Below are 23440 nucleotides of genomic sequence, written 5' to 3' on the forward strand. Positions count from 1 at the left end.
CAATGAATACAATAAATAAAACAAAGACAGTCTCTCCATATTTTGCATTTATTTTATTGCATTCTCTCCAGATTGGTATAGGAATTCTCGGATATCAACGTGTAATTTTAAAAAACGCTGGTTATGATGCCTGGATTTCTCTTATTATTGCGGGAATTGCAACTCATATTGTGCTGTTTTGTATGTTAAAAATGCTTGAAAAAGACGGAGATTTAATTAGTATTCATACAACAACCTTTGGAAAGTGGTTTGGCTCTATATTTTCTGTAATTTTCACTCTTTATTGCTTATTATTTTGCCTTACTGTTCTTCGTACATATATGGAAGTGATACAAGTTTGGATTTTCCCTACCATTAAGTTATGGAAACTTACGCTTATGTTTTTGTTAGTCACTTACTACATTATAAAAGGTGGCTTCCGTTCTGTGACAGGGATATGTTTTTGGGGTATTGTTCTTCCTATTTTCGTTGTATTCTTTTTAATCTATCCAATGAAATATGCTCATTTCCGTAATATTTTACCTATTTTTACACATTCACCTTTTGACATGCTTATATCTGCAAAACACTCTGCATTGGAATTTCTAGGGTTTGAAACAATTCTTATCTTTTATCCCTTTATTGAAAAAGGAAAATCTTTAAAGCGATGGGCCCATGCTGGAATTGCTTGTAGCACCTTAATTTATGTAGTTTTAGCTATCGTATCTTTTATGTATTACAGCGAGGGACAATTAAACCGTACTATTTGGCCTACTTTAACGATGTTAAAAATAATTAAAGTTCCTTTTATTCAGCGCTTTGAATATATTATTATTTTCGTTTGGTTTTTAATTATTTTACCAAACCTTTGCTTAACCATTTGGTCATCATGTCAAACGATGAAGCGTTCCTTTCATATTTCATTTAAATTTACATTACCGTTTTTTATTTTCATCATATTTTCAGCTTCTCTACTTTTCACAAACCGTGAAAGTATCAACACATTAAATACCGTACTATCTCAAGCAGGTTTATATATTGTATACGCTTATATCCCACTTTTATTTCTATTCCATTCGCTAAGATGGCGCTTCAAAAATCAGTCGAAAAAATCTTCAACCGATACACCGTAATCTCTGATACAATTTGATTAATACATTTGTAAAGGGGACAAGCGAATGAAAAAGTATGTATTTTCTTTACTTGCAGTACTAAGCTTAATTCTTGCTGGATGCGGAAGTACTGGTACAAATGACCAAAAATCTTCTGAATCAAAAAAAGAAGAACATGACCACGCATCGCACACTCAGCAAGCTGACATTCAAGAGAAAACAAAAGGAGTCGACACACTTCCGACCTTCCTAGATAAGCTTGATCCACAAATGAAAGATATCTACACCGTCGCTGGACAAAATGCAGAGCTATTAGATTGGATTCCATGCTATTGTGGTTGCGGTGAAAGTGTAGGACATAAAAATAATAAAAACTGCTTTATTCGTGAAATTAAAAAGAATGGTGAAGTTGTTTGGGACTCCCATGCAACGACTTGCGTCAATTGCCTAGAAATCGCAGTTGAATCTGCTTCCATGAAACAAAAAGGAAAATCAACGCTTGAAATTCGTAACTATATCGATAATAAATACAAAGAAGGCTATGGCAAACCAACACCTACGCCAATGCCAAAAGCTTAAAGAACGAGGAAACTCCTCGTTTTTTCTTTTCATTCACTTTTTTTCTTAACAAATTCTTTCAAGTGTATTTCTCCTTACTTATCACACACTATATATAACTCTCGGTAAGGAGGGTACACAGTGCAAACATATAACGACTATGATAAAGCTCTCTATTACACGTATTGCTGTAACTGGGATAAATTACTCGTTCTCATGGTTCAAACGAACGATCAATTATTTTCTAAGCGTATTGAGCATTTTTTACACGCTTATCAATACAGTAAAGAACTACCAGAAGTTGATAAACAATTACAGCTCCTATTTCAATATATTGACCACGCATCCCAAAAGTCGCATGTAGAAGAAGTAGAACAAATTCAAATGTAAACTATAGCGCTATTCTCTTCCGGAGAATGGCGCTTTTTTAAAATATTTATATCAATAAAAGTTTCTCCTTATAAAACTTTTATTGATAAACATATTTTTTCTTTCTTTTCCATACCACTTCATACTATAATTTAGTATGTAACTATTATAAGAGAGGTATAAAATATGGGACGAGAAAAAAAGCAAGAATATGCTTTACTTACCGCATGGGGAGCTTCTTTTATCGCTACACTAGGAAGTCTGTACTTTTCCGAAATCATGAAATTTGAGCCTTGTGTTCTTTGTTGGTATCAACGTATTTTTATGTATCCATTCGTTTTATGGCTCGGTATCGCTGTGGCAAAGAAAGACTATCGCATCGCAAATTATTCTTTACCAATCGCAACTATTGGTGCTTGTATTTCTTTATATCACTATGCAATTCAAAAAGTCGCAGCATTTTCAGCTGCTGGGGCAGCTTGTGGACGTGTACCATGTACGGGAGAATACATAAACTGGTTCGGCTTTGTGACAATCCCGTTTTTAGCACTTATCGGCTTTATTACAATCGCTGTTTGTAGCTTTATTGTCATCAAAAACAAATAAGGAGATGAAAGAATGAAAAAAATGCTTATATTTGGTGGTATTATTATCGCCTTGTTTGCGGCAATTTTCGCTGTAACACAAATGGAAGAAAAAAAAGCTTCAACTAGCCAAAAAATTGATAATGCTACTGGTAGTCAAACAGATGGTCCTGACTACTACACAAATAAAATCTCTCTTTCAGATCTTCAAAAGAACTTAAAAGAGAAAAAAGAAGAAACAGTATACTTTTATCAAACATCTTGCGTTCATTGCCAAAAATTATCTCCTGTCGTAGTGCCAATGGCTAAAGACTTGAACGTTGATATGAAAGTTATGGATATTGAAAAATTAGATGTTCCTTGGGATGAATATAAAATTCAAGGTACACCAACAATCATTCATTTTAAAGATGGCAAAGAAGTGAGCCGTATTAGTGGTGAACAGCCGAAAGACAAATTAAAAGAATGGCTTGAACAAACGAAAAAGTAATAAGAAAAGGAAACTCCTTCTACACATGAAATGGGCGTAAAATCCCACACTAATGTATAAGGAGGGGGTTTTATGCCAGAAGTAAGATGTTCTGTTTCCAACTGTTCTTTTTGGGGACAAGGTAACTTTTGTCAAGCAAGTGCGATCATCGTTCAGCCTGATGCAGATGAAACTGGTCAAACTGAAAATGATTCATATACAGCTGCTGTTTTAACAAACGAGACGCTAGAAAGTTCTGTAGCAACGAGTGTAGAGACTTGTTGTCATACATTTAAGCCTAAATATTAAACATAAAAAGCATACGATTCATCGTATGCTTTTTTACATCCCTCTCCAAAAATCATGCATAATAAAAAAGTACAAAATAACGAGAACGGCCGTCCCGCATAGGGTAATGCGCCGATATATACTCTTCTCTCCTTCCCTCGCTTTCACAAACGCCCAAATAAATCCGAAGAACAATATTAAATCAACATATGGAACATAAAAAGAAAAGACGAGAAACGCATATAAATACACGATAAATAAACAGGTCGTTACTAAGAAAACTTTAAACGCAAATTCACTTTTCATAATATAACCGCCCCCTATCTGTACTGTATTATATTCAGCAAAATACAATAGTTGCAGTTAAACTCCAAGTATAAATAAGCTACCGTCTATAATACGGTAGCCATTACGGAACATTGTATTTCCGTTTATATATATTACTTAAAATCGAAGAAGGAATTTGCTCGTAACGAACTTTCTCTCCTGTTTCATCTATAATATACGAATTGTTTCCTATATAATATATTCCATCTTTTCGTTTTGAGTACACTGGATATCTTTCATTTGGCAATACAGTTTTTACCTTCGTTAACTGCCCATTTGGTTCTTGCCAATATATATCCGCGCGGTCTACTAACGTAAGTACTCCAATTTGTTCTTTTTCTATTTTTCGACCATTCCAGCTCACAACGCGATAACCAAGCTTATTCGCTTCATATTCGGGGCTCGTATGAAAACGAGAAATGATTACTTTTGTTTGTAATTGTACTCGGTCATATAACCATTGTATATCCCTGTCATGCATGCGAATACAGCCATTTGATTCCCTACTTCCAATCGTCCATTCCCGGTTCGTCCCGTGAATCGCATATTCATTCTTATCTAGTCCAAGCCACCTCGTACCGAGAGGGTTATTCGGTGCACCCCCAGCTATTTTTTTTCGATGGTATTCTTTATTTTTAAATTTCGTTATAATACAAAAATTACCCTCAGGCGTAGGTGTACGATCTCTTCCAGTCGTTACTGGAAATGTTTTTGTATAATTTCCATTCTCAAAAAAAGACAACTGATTTGTCGTAAGATTCACTAATATTAAATGATCTGTATCAGCAAAAGCACTAACCGGTAGGAAGAAAAATAATAGTAAAACGAAACATACCCTTTTCACCTACATCCCCCCTAGCGCTCGCCATAATAATTGTAATTAGCTTTACTTTGCTCTTATAAATGAAAACTATCCATTTACAATAACGCCCCCATTTACATGTATCATTTGTCCAGTAACATAAGATGAATCGCCAGACGCTAAGTATACGTATGCCGGCGCTAATTCATATGGTTGACCAGGTCTTTGCATAGGGACATTGCTCCCAAACTGAGAGACTTTCTTCTCATCAAAGCTCGATGGAATAAGTGGTGTCCAAATCGGTCCTGGTGCAACACCATTTACACGAATCCCTTTTTGCACTAACGATTGTGAAAGTGATCTTGTAAAAGCTACGATTGCTCCTTTCGTTGCGGAATAATCAATTAAAGTTTCATTTCCTTCGTATGCAACGATAGACGCGGTATTTATAATGACATCCCCTTGCTTTAAATGAGAAAGTGCGGCTTTCGCAACGTGAAAATAAGAAAAAATATTAATACGAAAAGTCTTTTCTAGCTGTTCTGCTGTAATATACTCTAGTCCTTGCTGCGGATATTGCTGCGCGACATTATTTACTAAAACCTGTAAACTACCTAGCTGCTGGACGGTCTCTTGAACAACATCTTTACAATGCTGTTCATCACTTAAATCACCCGGCAACAATACACACTTTACACCTTCTTTCTCAACATATTGCTTCGTCTCATTAGCATCTTCTTCCTCATCTAAATAAGCAATCGCAACATTTGCTCCCTCTTTTGCAAAAGCGATGGAAACTGCGCGTCCAATTCCGCTATCTCCTCCCGTAATTAACACATTCTTTCCTTTTAACTTTTCACTTCCTTTATAATTTGGATCTTCAAACTGCGGAAGTGGATTCATTAATGATTCAATCCCCGGCTGCTTATTTTGATGTTGCGCAGGCATTGTTATAAAGTTTTTTTGCTGTGGCATAGCTGCTTTCAACTCCTTTTCCTTATCATGTGCACAATAAAAAGCTGAAATTCACACATCGTTTTACGATTAATATTCGAATTTAAGACACAAAATATGAATTGTTATAAACTTTTTATGCAAAACTATTGCAAAATAGTTTAAAAACGAATATTATATATAACTGTTGTGAAAATTATTCGTAAACAGAAAGGATGTTTATATGTTTAACCTTTCAAAACATAAAACTTCTATTAAAACTGAAATTATGGCAGGTATTATTACCTTCTTAACAATGGCATATATCATTGTCGTAAATCCTGTTATCCTTGGGGATGCAGGTGTTCCATTTGAACAAGCATTTACAGCAACAATTATTGCTGCTGTTGTCGGAACATTATTTATGGCAATCTTTACAAACTTACCAATCGCAATCGCGCCAGGTATGGGATTAAATGCTTACTTCTCTTACTCTGTTGTAAAAGCGCATGAAGGCATGACTTTCGCAATTGCATTCTCTGCTGTATTCGTAGCAGGTATGATTTTAATTTTGCTATCATTTACATCTTTCCGTACAAAATTAATGGAAGCAATTCCTGAAAACTTAAAACATGCAATTACTGCTGGTATCGGTCTTTTCATCGCCTTTATCGGTTTACGTTTAACAGGTATCGTTACAAAAAATGATGCAAACTTAGTTGGACTTGGTGATCTTCACTCTGCTCCAGTTCTACTAGCACTAGCTGGACTTGGAATTACTATTGTTCTTATGTCTTTAAATGTAAATGGCGCACTATTTATTGGTATGCTCTTAACTGGTATTATCGCTTTCTTCACAGGACAGTTAACATTCTCAAACGGTGTTACATCAATGCCTGGATTACCAGAAGGAATTATCGTTTCAAATCCAATTACTGCTGTATCTGACGTAATTAACTACGGATTATATGGCGTTGTATTCTCATTCTTCCTTGTTACACTATTCGATACAACAGGTACATTACTTGGCGTTGCACAACAAGGTGGATTTATGAAAGACGGAAAGCTTCCAAAAGCAGGACGAGCTCTTCTATCTGACTCATTCTCAGCAACTATTGGTTCTATGTTCGGAACAACACCATCAACAGCTTACATTGAATCATCTGCTGGTGTTGCAGCTGGTGGTCGTACTGGTTTAACAACTGTTACAGTAGCTGTTCTATTCGCACTAACAGCATTCTTCGGCCCATTAGTAAGTGCTGTTTCTGGTGTATCAGCTATTACTGCACCATCATTAATTATCGTTGGTAGTCTTATGATGGGTTCAGTTCGCCACATCGATTGGGACGCATTTGATGAAGCATTCCCAGCATTTTTAGTAATCTTAAGCATGCCACTTACATCAAGTATTGCAACAGGTATCGCACTTGGATTTATTTCATACCCACTTATGAAAGTGGCAAAAGGTAAATTCCGTGCTGTTCACCCACTTGTATATGTATTTGGAATTTTGTTTGCTTATCAATTGATATTCTTACCACATTAAAATCCCTCTTCCTGAGGGATTTTTTTATAAATACTGTTTGACAACAACATTTGTTTGTGGAATAATTCAAAATAGTTAAATATTCGATGTCTTATCAAGAGCAGGTGGAGGGATGAGCCCTACGAAGCCCGGCAACCGACCCATTTACGGGCACGGTGCTAATTCTTACAACACATTGTGTTGAAAGATAAGAGTAATATGATAAGGCGTCTTTTCTATATGAAAAGGCGTTTTTTATTTTCACTCCCTCCTCTCTCTTCTTAGTTTAGGAGGGATTTTTTTATGAAAAAATTATGTTCCATCGTACTTATTTTTCTCTTATTTACATTAGCGGCTTGTACAAATGAACAAGATGCTATCTCTTCACAAAAGCAACAAACTGTGAGAAAGGCGACTACAACGGTAGAAAATCAATTACATACAGAAATTCCAAGCCAAATGAAGAAGCCATTAAAAATCGCATTAATTATGCAAATGTCCATCGGAACTTTTTCCTCTCAATATATTGAGGGTGTCAAAAAACAAGTTGAGCTATTTGGCGGCAGTGTACAAGTCTACAATTCTGATAACGATTTAGCAAAAATGGCTGCAAATTTAGATACTGCTATTAATTCAAAAGTGGATGGTATTTTAATTGATCATGGCCGTTCTGAAGCACTAAAACCTGGAGTAGAAAAAGCGTTACAGGCGAACATTCCCGTAGTTGCGTTCGATAACGATCTACGCTTGCCAGGTGTGACAATTATTGATCAAGATGACTATAGTCTTGCATGGAAATCATTAAAAACGTTAGCGGAAGATTTGAATGGACAAGGAAATATCGCAGTTGTATGGGTCGGCGGATTTGCTCCAATGGAACGTCGCAATGTTATCATTGATGCTTTTTATAAACGGTATCCAAATATAAAAGAAGTTGCAAGATTCGGTACTGCTAGTAATAACACACCGCTCGATACACAAACACAAGTAGAAGCTTTACTAAAGAAATATCCGAAAAAAGGCGATTTACAAGCTATTTTCGCTTCGTGGGATGAGTTTGCTAAAGGGGCTGTTAAAGCACTTGAACAAGCTGGTCGTACAGATATAAAAGTATATGGCATTGACTTAAGTAATGAGGATTTACAACTCATGCAAAAAGAAAACTCACCTTGGACTGTTACAGCTGCAACTGATCCAGCTGAAGTAGGTAAGGTTCAAGTACGATTTTTATACAAAAAAATTGCTGGCGAACAAACGCCAGATATTTATTCACTAGAACCTTATTTAGTAAAGAAAAATAGTTTACCAAAAGAAAATATAACAATGGATCAGTTATCAAAATATATAAACGGTTGGGGAGACTCAAAAGATGCATATTCCCCTTGGATGAAAAAATTAGAGAAGGAGAAAAAATGATGACGTTCTCTCTTCAAAACATTACACATTCTTATCATGTCGCTACACCTGTTCTAGAAGATGTTTCTATTCATATTCAAAAAGGAAAAGTACACGCTTTACTAGGCATGAACGGTGCGGGAAAAAGTACTTTACTAAAAATAGCAACTGGTGAAATTCAACCAGTTGTTGGCGATATAAAAATTGATACTCAGTCTGTTTCCTTTACTTCACCGCGCGATGCAAAAAAGCATGGCATTTCTTTCGTAACACAAGAAGTAGATCACGGACTTATTCCCGGATTATCTGTATTAGAAAATGTACTAATCGATCATTTAGCAATGCAAAATAAAGTACTATTTTCAAAGTCCAAATTAATCGCACTTGCTAAACAACATTTGCAAACTGTACAGGTAAATTTAAATGTTTCGGAAGATGTTTCAAACTGTTCATTACATGAAAAACAATTACTTCTTATCGCAAGAGCTTTATCTAACAATACAAATTACCTTTTATTAGATGAACCTACTTCTTCTCTTGGACCAAAAGAAGTTGAAACCTTTGGGAAACTATTAAAAGATTTAACATCAAAAGGAATTGGCATCCTTTTAGTTTCTCATCGTTTATCAGAGATTCGAAATTTCGCGGATGATGTAACTGTATTACATAACGGTCAAGTTGCCCTTTCTGAAACCATTACAACGATTACAGATCAACAAATTGTGGAAGCAATGACTGGAAAACAACTTACACTTCCTATTAATACCGCACCAAAAACCGGGAGCGAGGAACTATTTAAAGTACAAGAGCTTCTATTACACGAAGGTCATTCTCCCCTTTCTCTTACAATACGAAAAGGAGAAACTGTTGTGATATACGGATTAATTGGAAGTGGAAAAACAACACTTGCTGAAACGTTATTTGGTGCTCTTCATACTTATCACGCAGAAATAGACGGTCAAAAACTAACGATTAAAACACCACGAGATGCGATTAAAGCGAAAATCGCACTTGTACCAGAAGAAAGAAGAAAACAAGGCGTATTTCTTTCGGAAGATATTATAAGTCACACAAATTTACATCAATCAGGTTGGAAACGAAAACAAACCGAATTAAATGATGCTACTACAGCAATTTCTTCTTTCGGTATTTCACCAAATGACCCAAAGGCACATATTCATTCACTTAGCGGTGGAAACCAACAAAAAGTCTCAATTGCAAAGTGGCGTGGATTCAAACCTAATCTATTTCTTTTAGACGAGCCAACTAAAGGTGTAGACATCGCTGCGAAACAAGACATTTTTCAATTCATTCGCAACATTACAGAAAACGGAAGTTCCGTAATTTATTTCACAGGAGAACAAGATGAAGCGTTGCATGTTGCTGATCGCATTCTTATACTGGCAAACGGAGAATTTGTAGGTGAATACTTACCAAGCGAACTATCTCCTGAACAGCTTTTACATTTATCTGAAGGGAGCTATTCCATTGAATCTCGTTCATAAAACGAAAACTAAGAAACTATATTTACCTACTCATCTTTTTTATCAATTTAGTACAATTGCTATTATTATAGGTGTTACAATTTTTTTCTCTATCGTCAATGATTCTTTTTTAACATATAACAATATTAGTGATATTTTACGTTCTATCTCCATCGTAACGTTACTTGCAATCGGCGTTACCTTTACATTGATTGTAGATGGATTTGATTTATCAGTCGGCTCTACCGCTAGTTTAGCAACAATTGCAGCTGCTTCTTGTCTCGTTTTATATCGACAAGAACTATTAGTTACACTCCTTGTTCCTATTCTTTGCGGATTATTAGTTGGATTATTAAATGCACTACTCGTTATCCGAATTAAACTACCCGATTTACTAGCTACATTAAGTATCATGTATATCGTTAATGGACTACACTTAACATTTTCAAAAGGATCCTCAATTTATGAAGGAATGTCCGGTGCAACAGGACATTTTATTCCATCCTTTTTATTTATCGGTCAAGGTTCCGTCTTAGGAATTCCAGTCCCTGTCATTATCATGCTTACTGTCGTTTTAATTGCACATCTATTTTTAGAAAAAACAACGTACGGTCGTTTCTTTTATATGACTGGTGGGAATCGAGAAGCTGCTAGATTAGCCGGTATTCCTACTGATCGTTACCGTGTATATGCTTATATGATTAGTGGTTTACTAGCTTCTATTGGCGGCATTATTCTATGCAGCCGCGTTGGAACAGGACAAGTTTCAGCTGGTGCTCCATTATTAATGGATGCAGTCGCAGCTGCCTATATCGGTTACGCAATGTTCGGTGCCAAGAAACCAAATATAGTCGGAACATTCCTCGGCTCGGTATTAATTGGAATTATATTAAATGGACTCACAATGATGAACGTCCCTTATTATGCACAAGATATCATTAAAGGCAGCATTTTAATTACAGCTTTAGCCTTTTCATTTATTAAAAAGAAGCGTAAATAAAAAGTAGAGCATCGAATTCGATGCTCTACTTTCCCTTTGCAACAATCACACGAACTACTTTGAAGTAAAAGACCGTTCACTATCGCTGCAACCCCTAAAGAGACCGATATCATCAGCTCTCCCATTCCATTATTCAATACAAACATAGCAGAAGAAATGAAAGCCAAAATAAACAATACTAACGTTGGTATATATTTAATAACAGGCTTCTTATATGACTTTTGTGAAAGAAGAAACGTAATTACCAACGTCATAATGAAAACAAAATATACTACAAATAAGAAAATCACACGAAAGCCTCCACGATTACTAAACTATGAAAAAGATAACAGCAGTTAAAAATTATTAATATTTCTCATTCATCTGTAATTCTTTACTATACTTTTGAATGAAAACTGACGAAACAACCATTACCATTCCTACACTAAATCCAATAAGCTGATCCAGTAGCATCTCATCATGTATGAGCCAGCGAAGTAGAAATACCCCTCCAAAAATAAGCATAGCAGTAAATCCGGTATGCCTAAGTCCTTTATATACATTTTCCATATGTATCACCTCTTCGCACAACATTATCCATATTATACCATACAACCATTAAGTAACCGTATCGTCCTCTGACAATATGCAGCTACCTTTTGATCATGTGTAACAACTAGCACTGTTTTTCCTTCTTTATTAATCTCTTGTAAAATACTCATAATTTTTTCCCCATTTTCTTGATCAAGAGCACCAGTCGGTTCATCAGCAAGTATAATTTTTGTATCTTGTGCTAAAGCCCTTGCTATTGCTGTTCTTTGCTGTTCTCCTCCTGATAACTCGTAAGGATATTTGTTAATATGCCTCTCAAGCCCTACCATTTTCAGCATTTCTTTTGATATTTGCATACGTTTCTTATGAGAAATTCTTCTATATATAAGTGGCAGCATTACATTTTCAATAATCGTATAATCATCGAGTAGCGAAAAGTTCTGAAACACAAATCCAACTTCCGTGTTTCTATACTTATGATAGTTTTGCTTTAATGTACTCGTATCCATTCCATCTAAAAAATACTTTCCAGCAGAGGGGCTATCGATTAAGCCAATAATGTTAAGGAGAGTAGACTTCCCCGAACCAGAGGGGCCCATAATGGCTATCATTTCGCCTTTTTCTATTGTAAGATTAATATCTTTTAAAGCACTAAAATTATTCTTTCCAAAGCCCTTAGCCACATTTGCGAGCTGAATCATCTATAACACCTCTTTCATATATGTATTTTTTATTTTTAGTACATTGAAATAAATGATTGCATATATAACGAGGATCATTACAAGTGATAAAGCACCTATAACAACCAATGATTCTATAGAGACTTTTAACGTTCCAAAGAAAGATACTATACTATTTTCTAGCCCTTTCTGAATTTCAATTACTCCGCTATTCTCCCATTGAAAATACATTATTCCTATACATATCGCTAAAACGAATAGCAACATATACTCAATAATAAATGGAAGACATATTTGAAAAGTGCTTGCACCTAACGCTGATTTAATAGAAATATTTTTACGCTCCATATAAAGTGCTGCCATTGATGTCAATACAATAGATAGAAATGAAAAAAATAAGACTGTACCGCTTAATAATAAGGGGTATGACATATTATCAATACCTTGTTTTTCATTTTCTAACAATTTATTCGGATTTGTAACATAATACGAATAACCCTTACCTTCCGTTACCTTTAATACTTTCTTTTGAAATTCATTTATATTTATCTGCTCCTTTGTTTCTATAATTAACCCATTGTATAAAAGTTCTACACTATAGAACTCTATTTCTTCTGTTCCAATTGGTAAAATCGCCATGTCATCTAATAATGTAATACGATTATCCGATATTTCACCACTTCGAGGATATGTAAATGGTGAATTTTTTTCTAAAAAGCCAATTACTTTTAGCTTCATTTTTCCAGATGGTATAACATCACCAATAGATACCTTTTCTATATAATTAGCCCCTAATATAACAGGTCTAATATCAAATACTGATTTATGAAATTCCGATTCCTCAAAATATCTTCCTTGTGAAATTCGTATATGAAAGTACTTATTAATATCTTTATCAACAATAAGAGTCTTTATCGTTCCATTTTCTTTTTTTAAACTAAGTGAATAGTTACGGAACAAATAATTTGTTTTATTTGTTATTGGTATCGTATTAGATAACCCTTGCATGAAATGTTGATAATCACTTTTTGCTTTTTCTTCGCTAAACAATGTTATATCTTGCGTCGCATAAAGTTCATAGAAATTTTTATGAGTCGATAAATTATTTGCTACCGTCATCATTTTTCGATATCCCGAAAGATTACTAACAAATTCTATTGCTGAAGAAAATGCAATAATTAAAGAAATTACTATAATCAAACTTGGTAACAACCGTTTTTTCACAGACCGTATAGAATCAAATATAAAAAACATGAAGACCTCCTACGTTCTTAAATGTTTTCCGGGATATATATTTATAATGTGCTTGATTGGAATTACAGTAACAAAAATTGTAAGAAAAATTATAAAAACAATATTACATACCAATACATATGGTGTTAACGGTTTTAATAAGTATGTCTGAAAATACGTATGAATTGTTCCAGAAAACATTTCTAACACCAGAAAAACCAACAGCATCGCCACTAGAGAAATAAACAAAATTTGAATATATAGTTCGCAGTAAATAGATATATTAGAAGCACCTACTGCTTTTTTTAATGAAATCTCTCTTTCTTTTTTATAAATCCAAAATAAAACCGCAGAAATGCCAGAAACAATTGCAACAAGAATAAATTTATAATAATACTTATTTGCTGGATCTATATGTGTCACATGTAGTTCCTGAAGATCTCGTTCATTCAGTATTTGAACATCTCCCGAAAGCACTTCTTTACTCCTATCCATAAACTTTTTTATTTCGTTATGAATAGATGATGTAGGATTAACAACTGTTAATTGTAATTGTTTACTCGCGATAATACCTTTTTTAGATATAGTAGGTAAGTTTTGAAGTGGAACGTATATACCTGCTACACCGACGTCACTGTCTTTTCTTGATATAGTTCCTATTTTTTTATATGTATCATCAAATTCATATAACTCCTCTACATTCGTTTGATCGCCAACAACCATATCGTTTACATTTTCACGATGAAAATATTGTCCTTCAGAAATATATGGCTTCCAATAATAATCATCTTTTAAGTTCACAGCTATAATCTTTGTTGCCCCTGAACTATTTAATGCTTTTAAATGCTCTACATAAATATCACTTTTAACAAAAATATCTTGTATGAAAGGAATTATCTCTTCCAATTCAGTTGCATTCGCTATCGGAACAGTTAAAATTTGATTCTTCTCTGGAAAACCGATTTGAAAAGCAGATATAAAGTTTCGTTTAGATTCTGTTAAAAGTGCGGCTATTGATATAGAAAGAAAAGAAATAAAAAATGACATAAGGAGAATTAAGAAAAACAGTTTATTGCTTTTTATATTTTTAAAAGCTAGGTACATGTCTGTGCTCCTTTTAAATAAGAAGGAGATGATGAACATCCCCTTCTCCTTATCCAAATATTTATAAAGACAACTGTTTAATGCTTTTTACCACTGTAATCGTAAGTTACCGTTACTATCAAAAGTACCTTTGTGTGTATCTTCTTGATAGTCATTATTCTCATTTGCATAATGCTCCGAGTATAGTCCTTTTGCACCAAAGGCGTTATATGCACCATTACTCACAGTTGCGTTTAATGCTCTTCCAGATTCATGGGACCCTAATTTGTCTGAAGCGCTTTCAATATATGAATTATTTCCATTTGATTTAATAAAAGAAATTGCTACTGAACAACGAGATGCATTTTGATTCGTAGTAGTTTGAGCTCTATAAGATAGTAGGTTACCGCTTTTGTGACCGCTTAGAGTTGGATAGAATGCACTTGTTGAGATTGATGTTGCTAATAATACTAAAGTCGTAATTGAAAAAACTTTTCCTTTCATTAACAATCACCTCATAAATTTAATATTTTAGTAGCGCTACATCATCATAATATCCTTCAAATAAATTCTCCTCAACAAGAAACCCCGATGTTTTACAAACTCTTTAAACACTTAAACATTCATACATTTTTAAAAAGTAACGTATAAGTAGCAATATAAAAAGACTGCAGAGAACTCCATCTCCACAGCCTAATTATTATTTTTGCAAAAACGCCTGCAAATCTGCAAATTGTCTCTTTGCATCTTCATAGCCTTGCTCGTATAAATTTTGTAGTTTTGCTGTATCTTTTTCCATACGATCTACTTGAAGCGGCACTTCTGGGCGAATAACAAATAAATTGCCAGCTTGTTCTTCTTTTTCAATATAGTGAAGTGTTTCATTATACACTTCATAACGATTCAGCATCGTGTTAACAAGGTTCGGATATTTTTTATAAGCTTTCGCTGCAACCCATCCAAACTTTGATTTTTTCTTCGCGTAGCCATAATTTCTCGTTAAAATAACGACTGATTTTTTAAATCCATCCTCTTGCGCTTTACGAACTGGAATTGGATCAGAAATCCCGCCATCTAACAGTTGTTTACCGCGGTAATTTACTACTGGTGCAATGAAAGGCAATGAACTAGACGCTTGTAATAAATTTAGCGCATCATCATTCGTTCCTTCTTTTTCAAAATAAACAGATTGCCCTGTTTCACAATCCGTCGTTCCTACAAGGAAACGTTCCGGGCTATTAAAGTATGTTTCAAAATCAAACGGCACATGCTTTTCTGGAATTTCGTGGAAAATGAAATCCATATCAAATAGCTGACGTTTTCTCCATAAGTTTTTATACGATAAATATTTCGGATGTGATGCATAATCAATATTGACCGTTTTATTTCTATTTCTTTGTCTGGAAAGATACGACGCTGCATGACAAGCACCAGCTGATACACCGATTACATATGGAAAATATAAATCTTGTTCCATAAAGTATTCTAATATCCCGCCCGTGTATACACCACGCATACCGCCGCCTTCTAATACTAACCCCGTATTTTCAAGCATGTTACTCTCTCCTCTATATATATTGACTCTTTAATTATTCACCATGTTAAGTATCTTTTTCTATTATATATGAGTTCTTTCAGAAATTATATTTAAAAGCCTTGAGAAAAAGGAGTTTTTTCTTCCAATTATATTTCCAAATGACCGGAGACATCCTTTATAAACCTTTGAATAAAGTCTTGCTCTTCTTTCGTATATCCATCTAAAAGTAACAACCACTTTTCTTCAGCTTGCTTATGCAATTTTTCATGAGCTTTATATATTTCATTCCCACTCTCCGTTAAGCTGAAGAAGATTTCTTTTTGATTATCTAACATTTGCATCTTCTCAACGAATTGCTTTTGAAACAACTTTGTACAAATTTTAGAGATTGCTCCCTTCGTCATGCCCATTTCTGTCGTAATTGCCGTTACATTCATCAAACCATTTTTTCCGATACATTCGATTACATGTAACTCAGATAAAGACATACTACTTACGCCTGTCTCACGAAGAAACTTCTCATTTTGTCGTTTTAAATGTTCTTCTTTTTTATGCAAAAGTGTACGAATGTCCGACAGTATTTCCATTTGCTTCGTTGCATGCTTCAATCCGTTCGCCTCCTAAGTTTCCAAAGAAACAATTTAACTATATACCATTTTAAAACCATTTTTTCATCTTTACAAGTAAGAAAATCATGTTAAAATAAATTTAGTTTCTTAGGAAACTAAATCACAAGGAGGTTAACAAGATGAAAAAATCTAAACTAACTTTCATTTTATATGTTGTCTGTATTAGTGCCTTACTCGGTTCCTTCGCTCAAAATATTTACACACCTATCTTACCGATGATTCAAAATTCTTTTCACACTTCTCTTTATCTTGTAAATGTAACAGTTTCACTTTTCACATTCGTTCTTGCAATTATGCAGCTCGTATATGGACCTTTAATTGATACAAAAGGGAGAAAATCTGTCCTTATCCCTAGTTTAGTCATTAGTACAATTGGTTCAATCGGATGTGCTTTTTCGGCAAACATTTATTTATTTCTCTTTTTTAGAGCTGTTCAAGCTATAGGAATAGCGGCTATACCTGTAGTTTCAGCAACGATTATCGGCGATTTATTTGAAGGAAAAGAACGCGGAGAAGCGATGAGCCTATACCAAATGTTACTTGCCCTCGCACCTGCAATGGCTCCTCTCATAGGTGGATTTCTTGGCAGTATAAATGGTCACTTATCTGTATTTCTCTTTTTATCTACACTTGGCATTATCTTATTAATTATAAACATTTCACTACTTCCAGAAACAAAGCCAAATGTAATTAAGCAGTCTAAAGCACAAAAGAATTACTCTCTTATCTTAAAAAATAAAACTGGATTTTCTATTACTCTTATTGGCTTCATTCAATTTTGTATTTACTTTTGCTTTCTCGTTTTTTTACCGAGCATTTTAGCAAATTCATTTCATCAAGCTGCAAATGAAATTGGTCTTATGTTTGTACCAATGTCTCTTTCTATCATGCTAGGAAGTTTTTGCTACAAGTTTTTGCAAAAACGCCTCACAACAAAGCAAACTTTATTTATTACGAGTTTCTTCAATATTATATGTGTCGTTTTATTCTCTTTCACATATAGCATCAATATCCCATTCATCATTATCGTTACATCTTTGTACGGTTTTAGTATGGGACTTTCTATGCCAACTCACACTACTTTATTAACAGAAGAATTCGTGCAAGAACGTGCAACAGCTATCGGTATGTACAACTTCATCCGCTATCTTGGTATGAGCACAGGGCCACTTGTAGGTGGATTTCTTTTATTTAACCAAAATTACTTTTGGATTTTCTTCCTAGGCGCAATTATGTTTTTACTTGTAATCTTATATGCAATGAAAATGCTAAGTTTTCATTCTGTACAAAAAGCAAAATAGAGCCCCCAAAAAGGTCGGCTCTATTTATCCTCTTTGATCCGCAACAATATGAATATCAATATACCTCGTTTGCCTCATAATCTCATTTACAATCGAACCTTTTCGTATTTCTTCCCAACGAGTTCTTGCCGATTGCCCAAGTAAAATTTGCGTTACTTGTAATCTTTTCGCAACCTCAATAATAACATCCGCTGGCTTTCTCCCTCTTGCTTCTTCTAATACAAAACTTGCATCAAATTGATTCGTGAGCGTCTTCCACTCTTCAATTGTTTGTTTTTTACCAGCTGAAAGAGAGTCTATATTTTCTCTTTCAACATTTAATACATACAATTCAGCATTTAACCGATCAGCCATGCGCCATCCCCGTCTTATTAATTTCTCCGCTGTTGAACTGTATTGTACACAAACGAGAATTTTTTCTTTCACTCCGATTGGTTCTATCACTGTTTGACTAATCTTTTCGTCCATATCGTCAGCGACTTCACGAAGCGATAATTCCCTGAGTGCTCCTAAATTATTAAGCGTAAAGAAATTTTGTAAGCTTTGCTGAATTTTTTCTTCTTTATATATCTTTCCGTCTATTAACCTCTTCCGAAGTACTTCCGGTGTTGCATCAACGAGCTGAATTTCATTTGCTTTTTGTAAAATAAAATCTGGAATTCGTTCTCTTACTTTTACATTCGTAATTTGAGCTACAATATCATGAACACTTTCTAAATGTTGAATATTAAAAGCTGATAATACCGATATACCAGCCTCTAACAATTCCTGCACATCCATATAACGTTTCTTATATTTAGAACCAGGAACATTACTATGCGCAAGTTCATCCACTACGACTACTTGAGGCGCGCGTTTTTTTATTCCTTCCACATCAAGCTCATAAAATACCTTTCCTTTATACTGTATTTCTTTCAAAGGAACTTTTTCTAAATCAGCAATTGCTTCTTCCGTCTCTTTTCTTCCATGCGTTTCAATTAAACCAATTACAATATCAATTCCATCTTTTTTCATTTCCCTTGCATCAAAGAGCATTTTATAACTTTTTCCTACGCCTGGAGCTGCTCCTACATATAACTTTAACTTTCCCCGATTTTGTTGCCGAATATATTCTAAATATTCCTCTGGCGTTCGCCTTTGAAACTTCGGTTCATAATCATCCGCATACAAAATAAACACTGCCTTTCATTCGAAACAACGCTACCTCAATCCATTAGATTGAGGTAGCACTGTTACTATTTCATTAATTTTTGTAATGCTAAATTTAGCTTTAAGACATTCACTCGATCTTCTCCAAATAAACCAAGTGCAGCACCTTCTGTTTGATCTTTAATCAATTGATCTAGCGTTTCTTTCGGAATATTCGTTAATTTCGAAATGCGATCCACCTGCACCGAGGCCGCCTTTGGACTAATATCAGGATCAAGCCCTGAACCTGAATTTGTCACTAAATCTATCGGTACTTCTGTTACTGGAACTCTCGGATTTTGTTTCTTCCACTCTTCAATACTTTTCTCTACTCGTTTCTCTAAATCTGGATTAGATGGTGCATAGTTATTTGAACCAGATGCTTCAGCCTTATATTCAATACTAGAAACACGCCCTTGAAAATAACGTGGATCCGTGAAGTTTTGCCCGATTAATTTAGAACCAATCACTTCATTTTTATCATTATATATTAGACTTCCATCCGCATTATCCTTCATCACGGCTTGTGCAATACCAGTAACAATAAGCGGGTATACAAGTCCGCACAACACTAGAAATGTAAAAGTAATACGGATAATTGGTGATAGTATACTTTGTTTCTTCTCCATCTTTTTCCCCTCTTCCTTATATGAACAAGCCGACAATTATATCAATTACTTTAATTCCAATGAACGGAACGATAACTCCACCAAGCCCATAAATAAGTAAGTTTCGGCTAAGCAATGCATTAGAACTCATCGGTTTATATGCGATACCTTTCATCGCTAACGGAATGAGTAATGGAATAATAACAGCGTTAAATATTAATGCTGATAAAATCGCTGACAGTGGTGATGTTAATTTCATAATGTTCAATGCTTCCATTTGCGGAATCGCAAGTGTAAACATCGCTGGAATAATCGCAAAATATTTCGCTATATCATTTGCAATACTAAACGTCGTTAACGCACCTCGGGTCATTAACAATTGCTTACCAATTCCTACAACCTCAATAATTTTCGTCGGATTCGAGTCTAAATCAATCATGTTCGCCGCTTCTTTCGCTGCTGTCGTACCACTATTCATCGCTAATCCAACGTCAGCCTGTGCTAATGCCGGAGCATCATTTGTACCATCACCTGTCATCGCTACAAGTTTCCCTTTATCTTGCTCTGCTTTAATAACCGCAATTTTATCTTCCGGTTTACACTCGGCAACGAATTCATCTACTCCAGCTTCTTTTGCAATGGTTGCTGCTGTTAACGGATTATCACCTGTACACATAACCGTTTTAATCCCCATTTGGCGTAACTGTTCAAAACGCTCACGCATACCCGGTTTTACTGTATCCTTTAAATAAATTAAACCGTAAATACGATTATCTACTGCAACTACAAGTGGTGTTCCGCCCTCTTTTGAAATTAAGTCTGCTTTTTGATTTACATCTTTCGGAATTGTTCCGCCTTGTGACTCAACCCATTCAATAACGGCACCTACAGCACCTTTTCTCACTTTCGTTCCGTCTTGTAAATCAACACCACTCATTCTCGTTTCTGCTTTAAACGGAACAAACTCACCTTGTTCTGCAAGTTCTCTATTATATGATATAGATTTTCCCTGCACATACTCGATAACAGATCGACCTTCTGGTGTTTCATCTAAAACAGAACTAATAGCGGCCCACTTTCCAACTTGCTCAATCGTTTCATTTCCTACAGGTAATAATGTATGAGCCATTCGGTTCCCAAAAGTAATTGTACCTGTTTTATCTAAAATAATTGTATTAATATCGCCCGCAGCTTCTACTGCTTTCCCTGACATCGCTAGCACGTTAAATTTTGTCACCCGGTCCATCCCAGCAATACCAATCGCTGATAGCAAACCACCAATTGTCGTTGGAATTAAACATACTAACAATGCTACGAGTACAGCTGTATCAATTTGAAAACCTAAATAATTTGTAAAAATCGGCAACGTCACAACGACGATCAAGAAGATAAGAGTTAAGCTCGTTAATACTGTATTTAAAGCAATCTCATTCGGCGTTTTTTGACGAGCAGCTCCTTCTACTAAAGAAATCATTTTGTCGATAAATGATTCACCAGGATTACTCGTAATAACAATTGTAATTTCATCACTTACCACCATCGTTCCACCTGTTACGGAACAAAAATCACCACCCGCTTCTTTTATTACAGGAGCTGATTCTCCTGTAATTGCAGATTCATCTACAGACGCTAATCCTTTGATTACTTCACCATCATTCGGAATCATTTCTCCTTGTTTTACGATAACAACATCACCTTTTCTAAGATCAGTTGCTGAAACTTGGACAATGTCTCCATTTTCTTTTACAACATTTGCAAACACATCTTTCTTCGACTGTTTTAAAGAATCGGCTTGTGCTTTACCGCGACCTTCTGCTAATGCTTCTGCAAAATTCGCAAATAAAACTGTAAATAATAGAATGAGAGAAACTGTTATATTAAACCATCCTGGTATACTACTAGAACTGCTTGGAAGAAAAGACAAAATGAACGTAATGATAAACCCAATTTCCACAACGAACATAATCGGATTCTTTATCATGACTTTCGGATTCAATTTCGCAATGGATTGCTTCATCGCATGTGTTACGATATCACGATCCATCGTTTTCGCTTGTCTAACCTCATCTTCTACAGCATGTATTTGTGTCTCATTTACTTGTTTTTCTTTTACTACTACCGGTCTCATCATTTACCCTCCATTACTTCAATGTAAGAAATTCTGCAATTGGTCCGAGTACTAACATCGGGAAGAATGTTAATGCACCGACAATTACAATTGTTCCGATGAAGATACCACCAAATAAACTATTATCTGTGCGGAACGTTCCGACTGTTTCTGGCACTACCGTTTTTTCTTTCAACGAAGCTGCCACAGCTAGCATCGTAATTAAACTGAAGTAACGTCCTAAAAACATAACTAAACCAGTCGTAATATTCCAAAACGGTGTATTATCTCCTAATCCTTCAAATCCAGATCCGTTATTCGCAGCTGACGATGTATATTCATATACAACTTGTGTTAAACCGTGGAAACCGGAATGAGAAATAGCATCCGTTCCTAAATTTGTTGAAAGAGCTAATGCCGAAAATCCTAAAATGAGCAATGGATGAAATAAAATCGTGACTGCGATTAATTTCATTTCCTTACCTTCAATCTTTTTACCTAAAAACTCTGGTGTCCGTCCAACCATTAACCCAGATATAAACACCGCGATAATTGCATACATAATGATGTTTACAAAGCCTGCTCCAACTCCGCCATACACTGTATTTAACATCATATTTACGAGAGGAACTAGACCACCAATTGGTGTTAACGTATCATGCATCGTATTAACAGCGCCTGTTTCAGCAGCTGTCGTTACTGTTGCGTATAGTGAAGAAAATACTGTTCCAAATCGTACTTCTTTCCCTTCTGTACTTCCTTGTACATGTTCGATACCCATTCCATTTAATGCCGGGTTCCCGTTTAGTTCAGATGTCGTAATCGTTATAAACCCTAGTAAAAATACCATAAATAGTGACACGAAAAGGATGCGACCTTGTTTTTTATTTCCGACCATTCGTCCGTACGTAAATGGAAGTGCTGTTGGTAATAACATCATAAGCATCATTTGCAAAATATTACTCATTTGTCCTGGATTTTCGAAAGGATGCGTAGAGTTTGCTCCGAAAAATCCACCGCCGTTATTTCCAAGTTCCTTAATGGAAACGAATGATGCAACAGGTCCACGTAAAATACTTTGCTTTGCCCCATCAATCGTTTGTGCTGTAACCGCCCCATCTAACGTTTGTGGTACGCCAAGTGCGACAAAAACTAGTGCCGCAATAAATGCGATAGGAAGAAACACTCTCGTTAACGCTCTCGTAAAATCAACGAAAAAGTTACCAAGTTCTTTTCCAGCAAGTCCTCTTATAAAAGCCATAACGAGCGCTAATGTCGTTGCTGGTGCCGCAAACATTAAAAATGTAATTCCGATTAATTGTGATAAATAAGATAAACCATTTTCACCGCTATAATGCTGTAAGTTTGTATCAGCCATAAAACTAATTGCTGTATTAAAAGCGAGCGTAGGCTCCATCCCTTCAATATGCGCTGGATTTAGTGGCAGCACACCTTGTAATCTGAAAATGAAGTATACGACAACGATCATAAATCCATTTAATAAAACTAATGATAATGCGTACTGTTTCCACGTTTGATTGTATGCTTTTACACCCGTAATTTTAAAAATAAGTTTTTCAAAAGGCCCGAATACTTTATCTAACGTTTTGCTACCTTGAAAAGCTTTTTCTAAATAAATCCCCGTTGGCTTTGCTACTAAAATAAACAAGAGCATTGTAATAATGACTGCAACCCAAATCATAATGAATGATTCCCCC

General features: G+C 35.2%; 25 protein-coding genes, 1 pseudogene and 1 riboswitch. Of the genes and pseudogenes, 11 read left to right on the forward strand and 15 right to left on the reverse strand.

Annotated features, from left to right (window positions below):
- Positions 1–2: 2 nt before the first annotated feature.
- From BUA87_RS13525 to BUA87_RS13550, 6 genes are all read left to right on the forward strand, one after another.
- Positions 3–1112, forward strand: a complete 1110-nt coding sequence (locus BUA87_RS13525; protein WP_072939954.1) for a GerAB/ArcD/ProY family transporter — start codon at positions 3–5, stop codon at positions 1110–1112.
- A 45-nt stretch (positions 1113–1157) separates the two neighbouring features.
- Positions 1158–1670 (forward strand): PCYCGC domain-containing protein, encoded by a 513-nt coding sequence (locus tag BUA87_RS13530; RefSeq protein WP_000761026.1) that lies wholly within the window; start codon positions 1158–1160, stop codon positions 1668–1670.
- Positions 1671–1790: 120 nt separating this feature from the next.
- Positions 1791–2039 carry a YhdB family protein gene (locus tag BUA87_RS13535; RefSeq protein WP_001195459.1) on the forward strand — a complete coding sequence of 83 codons (249 nt, stop codon included), beginning with the start codon at positions 1791–1793 and terminating at the stop codon, positions 2037–2039.
- A gap of 165 nt (positions 2040–2204) precedes the next feature.
- Entirely contained in the window at positions 2205–2624 is a 420-nt protein-coding gene (locus BUA87_RS13540) for a disulfide formation protein C (RefSeq protein WP_000532261.1), read from the forward strand.
- A gap of 12 nt (positions 2625–2636) precedes the next feature.
- Positions 2637–3092: a thioredoxin family protein gene (locus tag BUA87_RS13545; protein ID WP_000738432.1), complete on the forward strand. Its 456-nt coding sequence runs from the start codon at positions 2637–2639 to the stop codon at positions 3090–3092.
- A 72-nt stretch (positions 3093–3164) separates the two neighbouring features.
- Positions 3165–3380: a DUF1540 domain-containing protein gene (locus BUA87_RS13550; protein ID WP_001115481.1), complete on the forward strand. Its 216-nt coding sequence runs from the start codon at positions 3165–3167 to the stop codon at positions 3378–3380.
- 33 nt (positions 3381–3413) lie between these two features.
- Here the strand turns inward: BUA87_RS13550 and BUA87_RS13555 are convergent, their stop codons facing one another.
- From BUA87_RS13555 to BUA87_RS13565, 3 genes are all read right to left on the reverse strand, one after another.
- On the reverse strand, positions 3414–3665 hold the full coding sequence (locus BUA87_RS13555; protein ID WP_000834195.1) for a hypothetical protein: 252 nt from the start codon (positions 3663–3665) through the stop codon (positions 3414–3416).
- Between the two features lie 103 nt (positions 3666–3768).
- Positions 3769–4530 (reverse strand): L,D-transpeptidase, encoded by a 762-nt coding sequence (locus BUA87_RS13560; RefSeq protein ID WP_072939956.1) that lies wholly within the window; start codon positions 4528–4530, stop codon positions 3769–3771.
- A 66-nt stretch (positions 4531–4596) separates the two neighbouring features.
- The gene (locus tag BUA87_RS13565) at positions 4597–5463 is read right to left on the reverse strand and encodes an SDR family oxidoreductase (protein WP_072939959.1); all 867 of its coding nucleotides are present in this window, start codon (positions 5461–5463) and stop codon (positions 4597–4599) included.
- 202 nt (positions 5464–5665) lie between these two features.
- Here BUA87_RS13565 and BUA87_RS13570 point away from each other — a divergent pair, with 202 nt between their 5' ends.
- The 4 genes from BUA87_RS13570 to BUA87_RS13585 all read left to right on the forward strand — a co-directional run bounded on the left by BUA87_RS13570 (position 5666) and on the right by BUA87_RS13585 (position 10825).
- The gene (locus tag BUA87_RS13570; RefSeq protein WP_000482717.1) at positions 5666–6967 is read left to right on the forward strand and encodes an NCS2 family permease; all 1302 of its coding nucleotides are present in this window, start codon (positions 5666–5668) and stop codon (positions 6965–6967) included.
- A gap of 88 nt (positions 6968–7055) precedes the next feature.
- A riboswitch (SAM riboswitch) is annotated at positions 7056–7161 on the forward strand.
- An 88-nt stretch (positions 7162–7249) separates the two neighbouring features.
- Complete coding sequence (locus tag BUA87_RS13575) at positions 7250–8362, forward strand: sugar ABC transporter substrate-binding protein (protein ID WP_072939962.1); 1113 nt, start codon at positions 7250–7252, stop codon at positions 8360–8362.
- Entirely contained in the window at positions 8359–9846 is a 1488-nt protein-coding gene (locus tag BUA87_RS13580) for a sugar ABC transporter ATP-binding protein (RefSeq protein ID WP_072939987.1), read from the forward strand. The genes BUA87_RS13575 and BUA87_RS13580 overlap by 4 nt, the downstream gene beginning before the upstream one ends.
- Positions 9830–10825, forward strand: coding sequence for an ABC transporter permease (locus BUA87_RS13585; RefSeq protein WP_001054980.1), 996 nt, complete (start codon positions 9830–9832; stop codon positions 10823–10825). Before BUA87_RS13580 ends, BUA87_RS13585 begins: the two co-directional genes overlap by 17 nt.
- Positions 10826–10850: 25 nt before the next feature.
- Here BUA87_RS13585 and BUA87_RS13590 read toward each other — a convergent pair.
- From BUA87_RS13590 to BUA87_RS13625, 8 genes and pseudogenes are all read right to left on the reverse strand, one after another.
- Positions 10851–11115: pseudogene (locus BUA87_RS13590) on the reverse strand (sugar ABC transporter ATPase).
- A 55-nt stretch (positions 11116–11170) separates the two neighbouring features.
- Positions 11171–11398 carry a hypothetical protein gene (locus BUA87_RS13595; RefSeq protein WP_072939990.1) on the reverse strand — a complete coding sequence of 76 codons (228 nt, stop codon included), beginning with the start codon at positions 11396–11398 and terminating at the stop codon, positions 11171–11173.
- Between the two features lie 8 nt (positions 11399–11406).
- Positions 11407–12057, reverse strand: coding sequence for an ABC transporter ATP-binding protein (locus BUA87_RS13600; protein ID WP_072939965.1), 651 nt, complete (start codon positions 12055–12057; stop codon positions 11407–11409).
- Positions 12058–13290 carry an ABC transporter permease gene (locus BUA87_RS13605; protein ID WP_000465078.1) on the reverse strand — a complete coding sequence of 411 codons (1233 nt, stop codon included), beginning with the start codon at positions 13288–13290 and terminating at the stop codon, positions 12058–12060.
- Positions 13291–13299: 9 nt separating this feature from the next.
- Positions 13300–14373, reverse strand: a complete 1074-nt coding sequence (locus BUA87_RS13610) for an ABC transporter permease (RefSeq protein ID WP_016513708.1) — start codon at positions 14371–14373, stop codon at positions 13300–13302.
- A gap of 87 nt (positions 14374–14460) precedes the next feature.
- The gene (locus tag BUA87_RS13615) at positions 14461–14856 is read right to left on the reverse strand and encodes a hypothetical protein (protein WP_000676983.1); all 396 of its coding nucleotides are present in this window, start codon (positions 14854–14856) and stop codon (positions 14461–14463) included.
- 196 nt (positions 14857–15052) lie between these two features.
- Positions 15053–15907 carry a patatin-like phospholipase family protein gene (locus tag BUA87_RS13620; RefSeq protein ID WP_000892686.1) on the reverse strand — a complete coding sequence of 285 codons (855 nt, stop codon included), beginning with the start codon at positions 15905–15907 and terminating at the stop codon, positions 15053–15055.
- Between the two features lie 128 nt (positions 15908–16035).
- The gene (locus BUA87_RS13625) at positions 16036–16497 is read right to left on the reverse strand and encodes a MarR family transcriptional regulator (RefSeq protein ID WP_000679681.1); all 462 of its coding nucleotides are present in this window, start codon (positions 16495–16497) and stop codon (positions 16036–16038) included.
- A gap of 140 nt (positions 16498–16637) precedes the next feature.
- Between BUA87_RS13625 and BUA87_RS13630 the strand changes: the two genes are divergently transcribed.
- On the forward strand, positions 16638–17819 hold the full coding sequence (locus BUA87_RS13630) for an MFS transporter (RefSeq protein WP_000748721.1): 1182 nt from the start codon (positions 16638–16640) through the stop codon (positions 17817–17819).
- 24 nt (positions 17820–17843) lie between these two features.
- Here the strand turns inward: BUA87_RS13630 and kdpDN are convergent, their stop codons facing one another.
- Genes kdpDN through kdpA form a run of 4 tightly spaced genes read right to left on the reverse strand, consistent with a single transcriptional unit; the run spans position 17844 to position 23424 of the window.
- Positions 17844–18998, reverse strand: a complete 1155-nt coding sequence (gene kdpDN / locus BUA87_RS13635) for a KdpD-like non-kinase potassium sensor (protein ID WP_072939968.1) — start codon at positions 18996–18998, stop codon at positions 17844–17846.
- Between the two features lie 56 nt (positions 18999–19054).
- Positions 19055–19636, reverse strand: coding sequence for a K(+)-transporting ATPase subunit C (gene kdpC / locus BUA87_RS13640; protein ID WP_065228319.1), 582 nt, complete (start codon positions 19634–19636; stop codon positions 19055–19057).
- Positions 19637–19652: 16 nt separating this feature from the next.
- Complete coding sequence (gene kdpB, locus BUA87_RS13645; RefSeq protein ID WP_072939971.1) at positions 19653–21743, reverse strand: potassium-transporting ATPase subunit KdpB; 2091 nt, start codon at positions 21741–21743, stop codon at positions 19653–19655.
- Between the two features lie 13 nt (positions 21744–21756).
- Positions 21757–23424, reverse strand: a complete 1668-nt coding sequence (gene kdpA, locus BUA87_RS13650; RefSeq protein WP_000638328.1) for a potassium-transporting ATPase subunit KdpA — start codon at positions 23422–23424, stop codon at positions 21757–21759.
- Between the last annotated feature and the right edge of the window lie 16 nt (positions 23425–23440).

This window comes from Bacillus sp. bc15 (assembly GCF_900142585.1).
GTDB lineage: Bacteria > Bacillota > Bacilli > Bacillales > Bacillaceae_G > Bacillus_A > Bacillus_A cereus.

What these genes read in the sequence shown, in the direction of transcription:
- BUA87_RS13630 (WP_000748721.1), top strand. Translation starts at nt 16,638, where the DNA reads ATGAAAAAATCTAAACTAACTTTCATTTTATATGTTGTCTGTATTAGT.
- kdpB (WP_072939971.1), bottom strand. Translation starts at nt 21,743, where the DNA reads ATGAGACCGGTAGTAGTAAAAGAAAAACAAGTAAATGAGACACAAATA.
- BUA87_RS13530 (WP_000761026.1), top strand. Translation starts at nt 1,158, where the DNA reads ATGAAAAAGTATGTATTTTCTTTACTTGCAGTACTAAGCTTAATTCTT.
- BUA87_RS13540 (WP_000532261.1), top strand. Translation starts at nt 2,205, where the DNA reads ATGGGACGAGAAAAAAAGCAAGAATATGCTTTACTTACCGCATGGGGA.
- BUA87_RS13545 (WP_000738432.1), top strand. Translation starts at nt 2,637, where the DNA reads ATGAAAAAAATGCTTATATTTGGTGGTATTATTATCGCCTTGTTTGCG.
- kdpA (WP_000638328.1), bottom strand. Translation starts at nt 23,424, where the DNA reads ATGATTTGGGTTGCAGTCATTATTACAATGCTCTTGTTTATTTTAGTA.
- BUA87_RS13565 (WP_072939959.1), bottom strand. Translation starts at nt 5,463, where the DNA reads ATGCCACAGCAAAAAAACTTTATAACAATGCCTGCGCAACATCAAAAT.
- BUA87_RS13610 (WP_016513708.1), bottom strand. Translation starts at nt 14,373, where the DNA reads ATGTACCTAGCTTTTAAAAATATAAAAAGCAATAAACTGTTTTTCTTA.
- BUA87_RS13555 (WP_000834195.1), bottom strand. Translation starts at nt 3,665, where the DNA reads ATGAAAAGTGAATTTGCGTTTAAAGTTTTCTTAGTAACGACCTGTTTA.
- BUA87_RS13605 (WP_000465078.1), bottom strand. Translation starts at nt 13,290, where the DNA reads ATGTTTTTTATATTTGATTCTATACGGTCTGTGAAAAAACGGTTGTTA.
- BUA87_RS13580 (WP_072939987.1), top strand. Translation starts at nt 8,359, where the DNA reads ATGATGACGTTCTCTCTTCAAAACATTACACATTCTTATCATGTCGCT.
- kdpC (WP_065228319.1), bottom strand. Translation starts at nt 19,636, where the DNA reads ATGGAGAAGAAACAAAGTATACTATCACCAATTATCCGTATTACTTTT.
- BUA87_RS13615 (WP_000676983.1), bottom strand. Translation starts at nt 14,856, where the DNA reads ATGAAAGGAAAAGTTTTTTCAATTACGACTTTAGTATTATTAGCAACA.
- BUA87_RS13570 (WP_000482717.1), top strand. Translation starts at nt 5,666, where the DNA reads ATGTTTAACCTTTCAAAACATAAAACTTCTATTAAAACTGAAATTATG.
- BUA87_RS13620 (WP_000892686.1), bottom strand. Translation starts at nt 15,907, where the DNA reads ATGCTTGAAAATACGGGGTTAGTATTAGAAGGCGGCGGTATGCGTGGT.
- BUA87_RS13575 (WP_072939962.1), top strand. Translation starts at nt 7,250, where the DNA reads ATGAAAAAATTATGTTCCATCGTACTTATTTTTCTCTTATTTACATTA.
- BUA87_RS13525 (WP_072939954.1), top strand. Translation starts at nt 3, where the DNA reads ATGAATACAATAAATAAAACAAAGACAGTCTCTCCATATTTTGCATTT.
- BUA87_RS13550 (WP_001115481.1), top strand. Translation starts at nt 3,165, where the DNA reads ATGCCAGAAGTAAGATGTTCTGTTTCCAACTGTTCTTTTTGGGGACAA.
- BUA87_RS13600 (WP_072939965.1), bottom strand. Translation starts at nt 12,057, where the DNA reads ATGATTCAGCTCGCAAATGTGGCTAAGGGCTTTGGAAAGAATAATTTT.
- BUA87_RS13595 (WP_072939990.1), bottom strand. Translation starts at nt 11,398, where the DNA reads ATGTTGTGCGAAGAGGTGATACATATGGAAAATGTATATAAAGGACTT.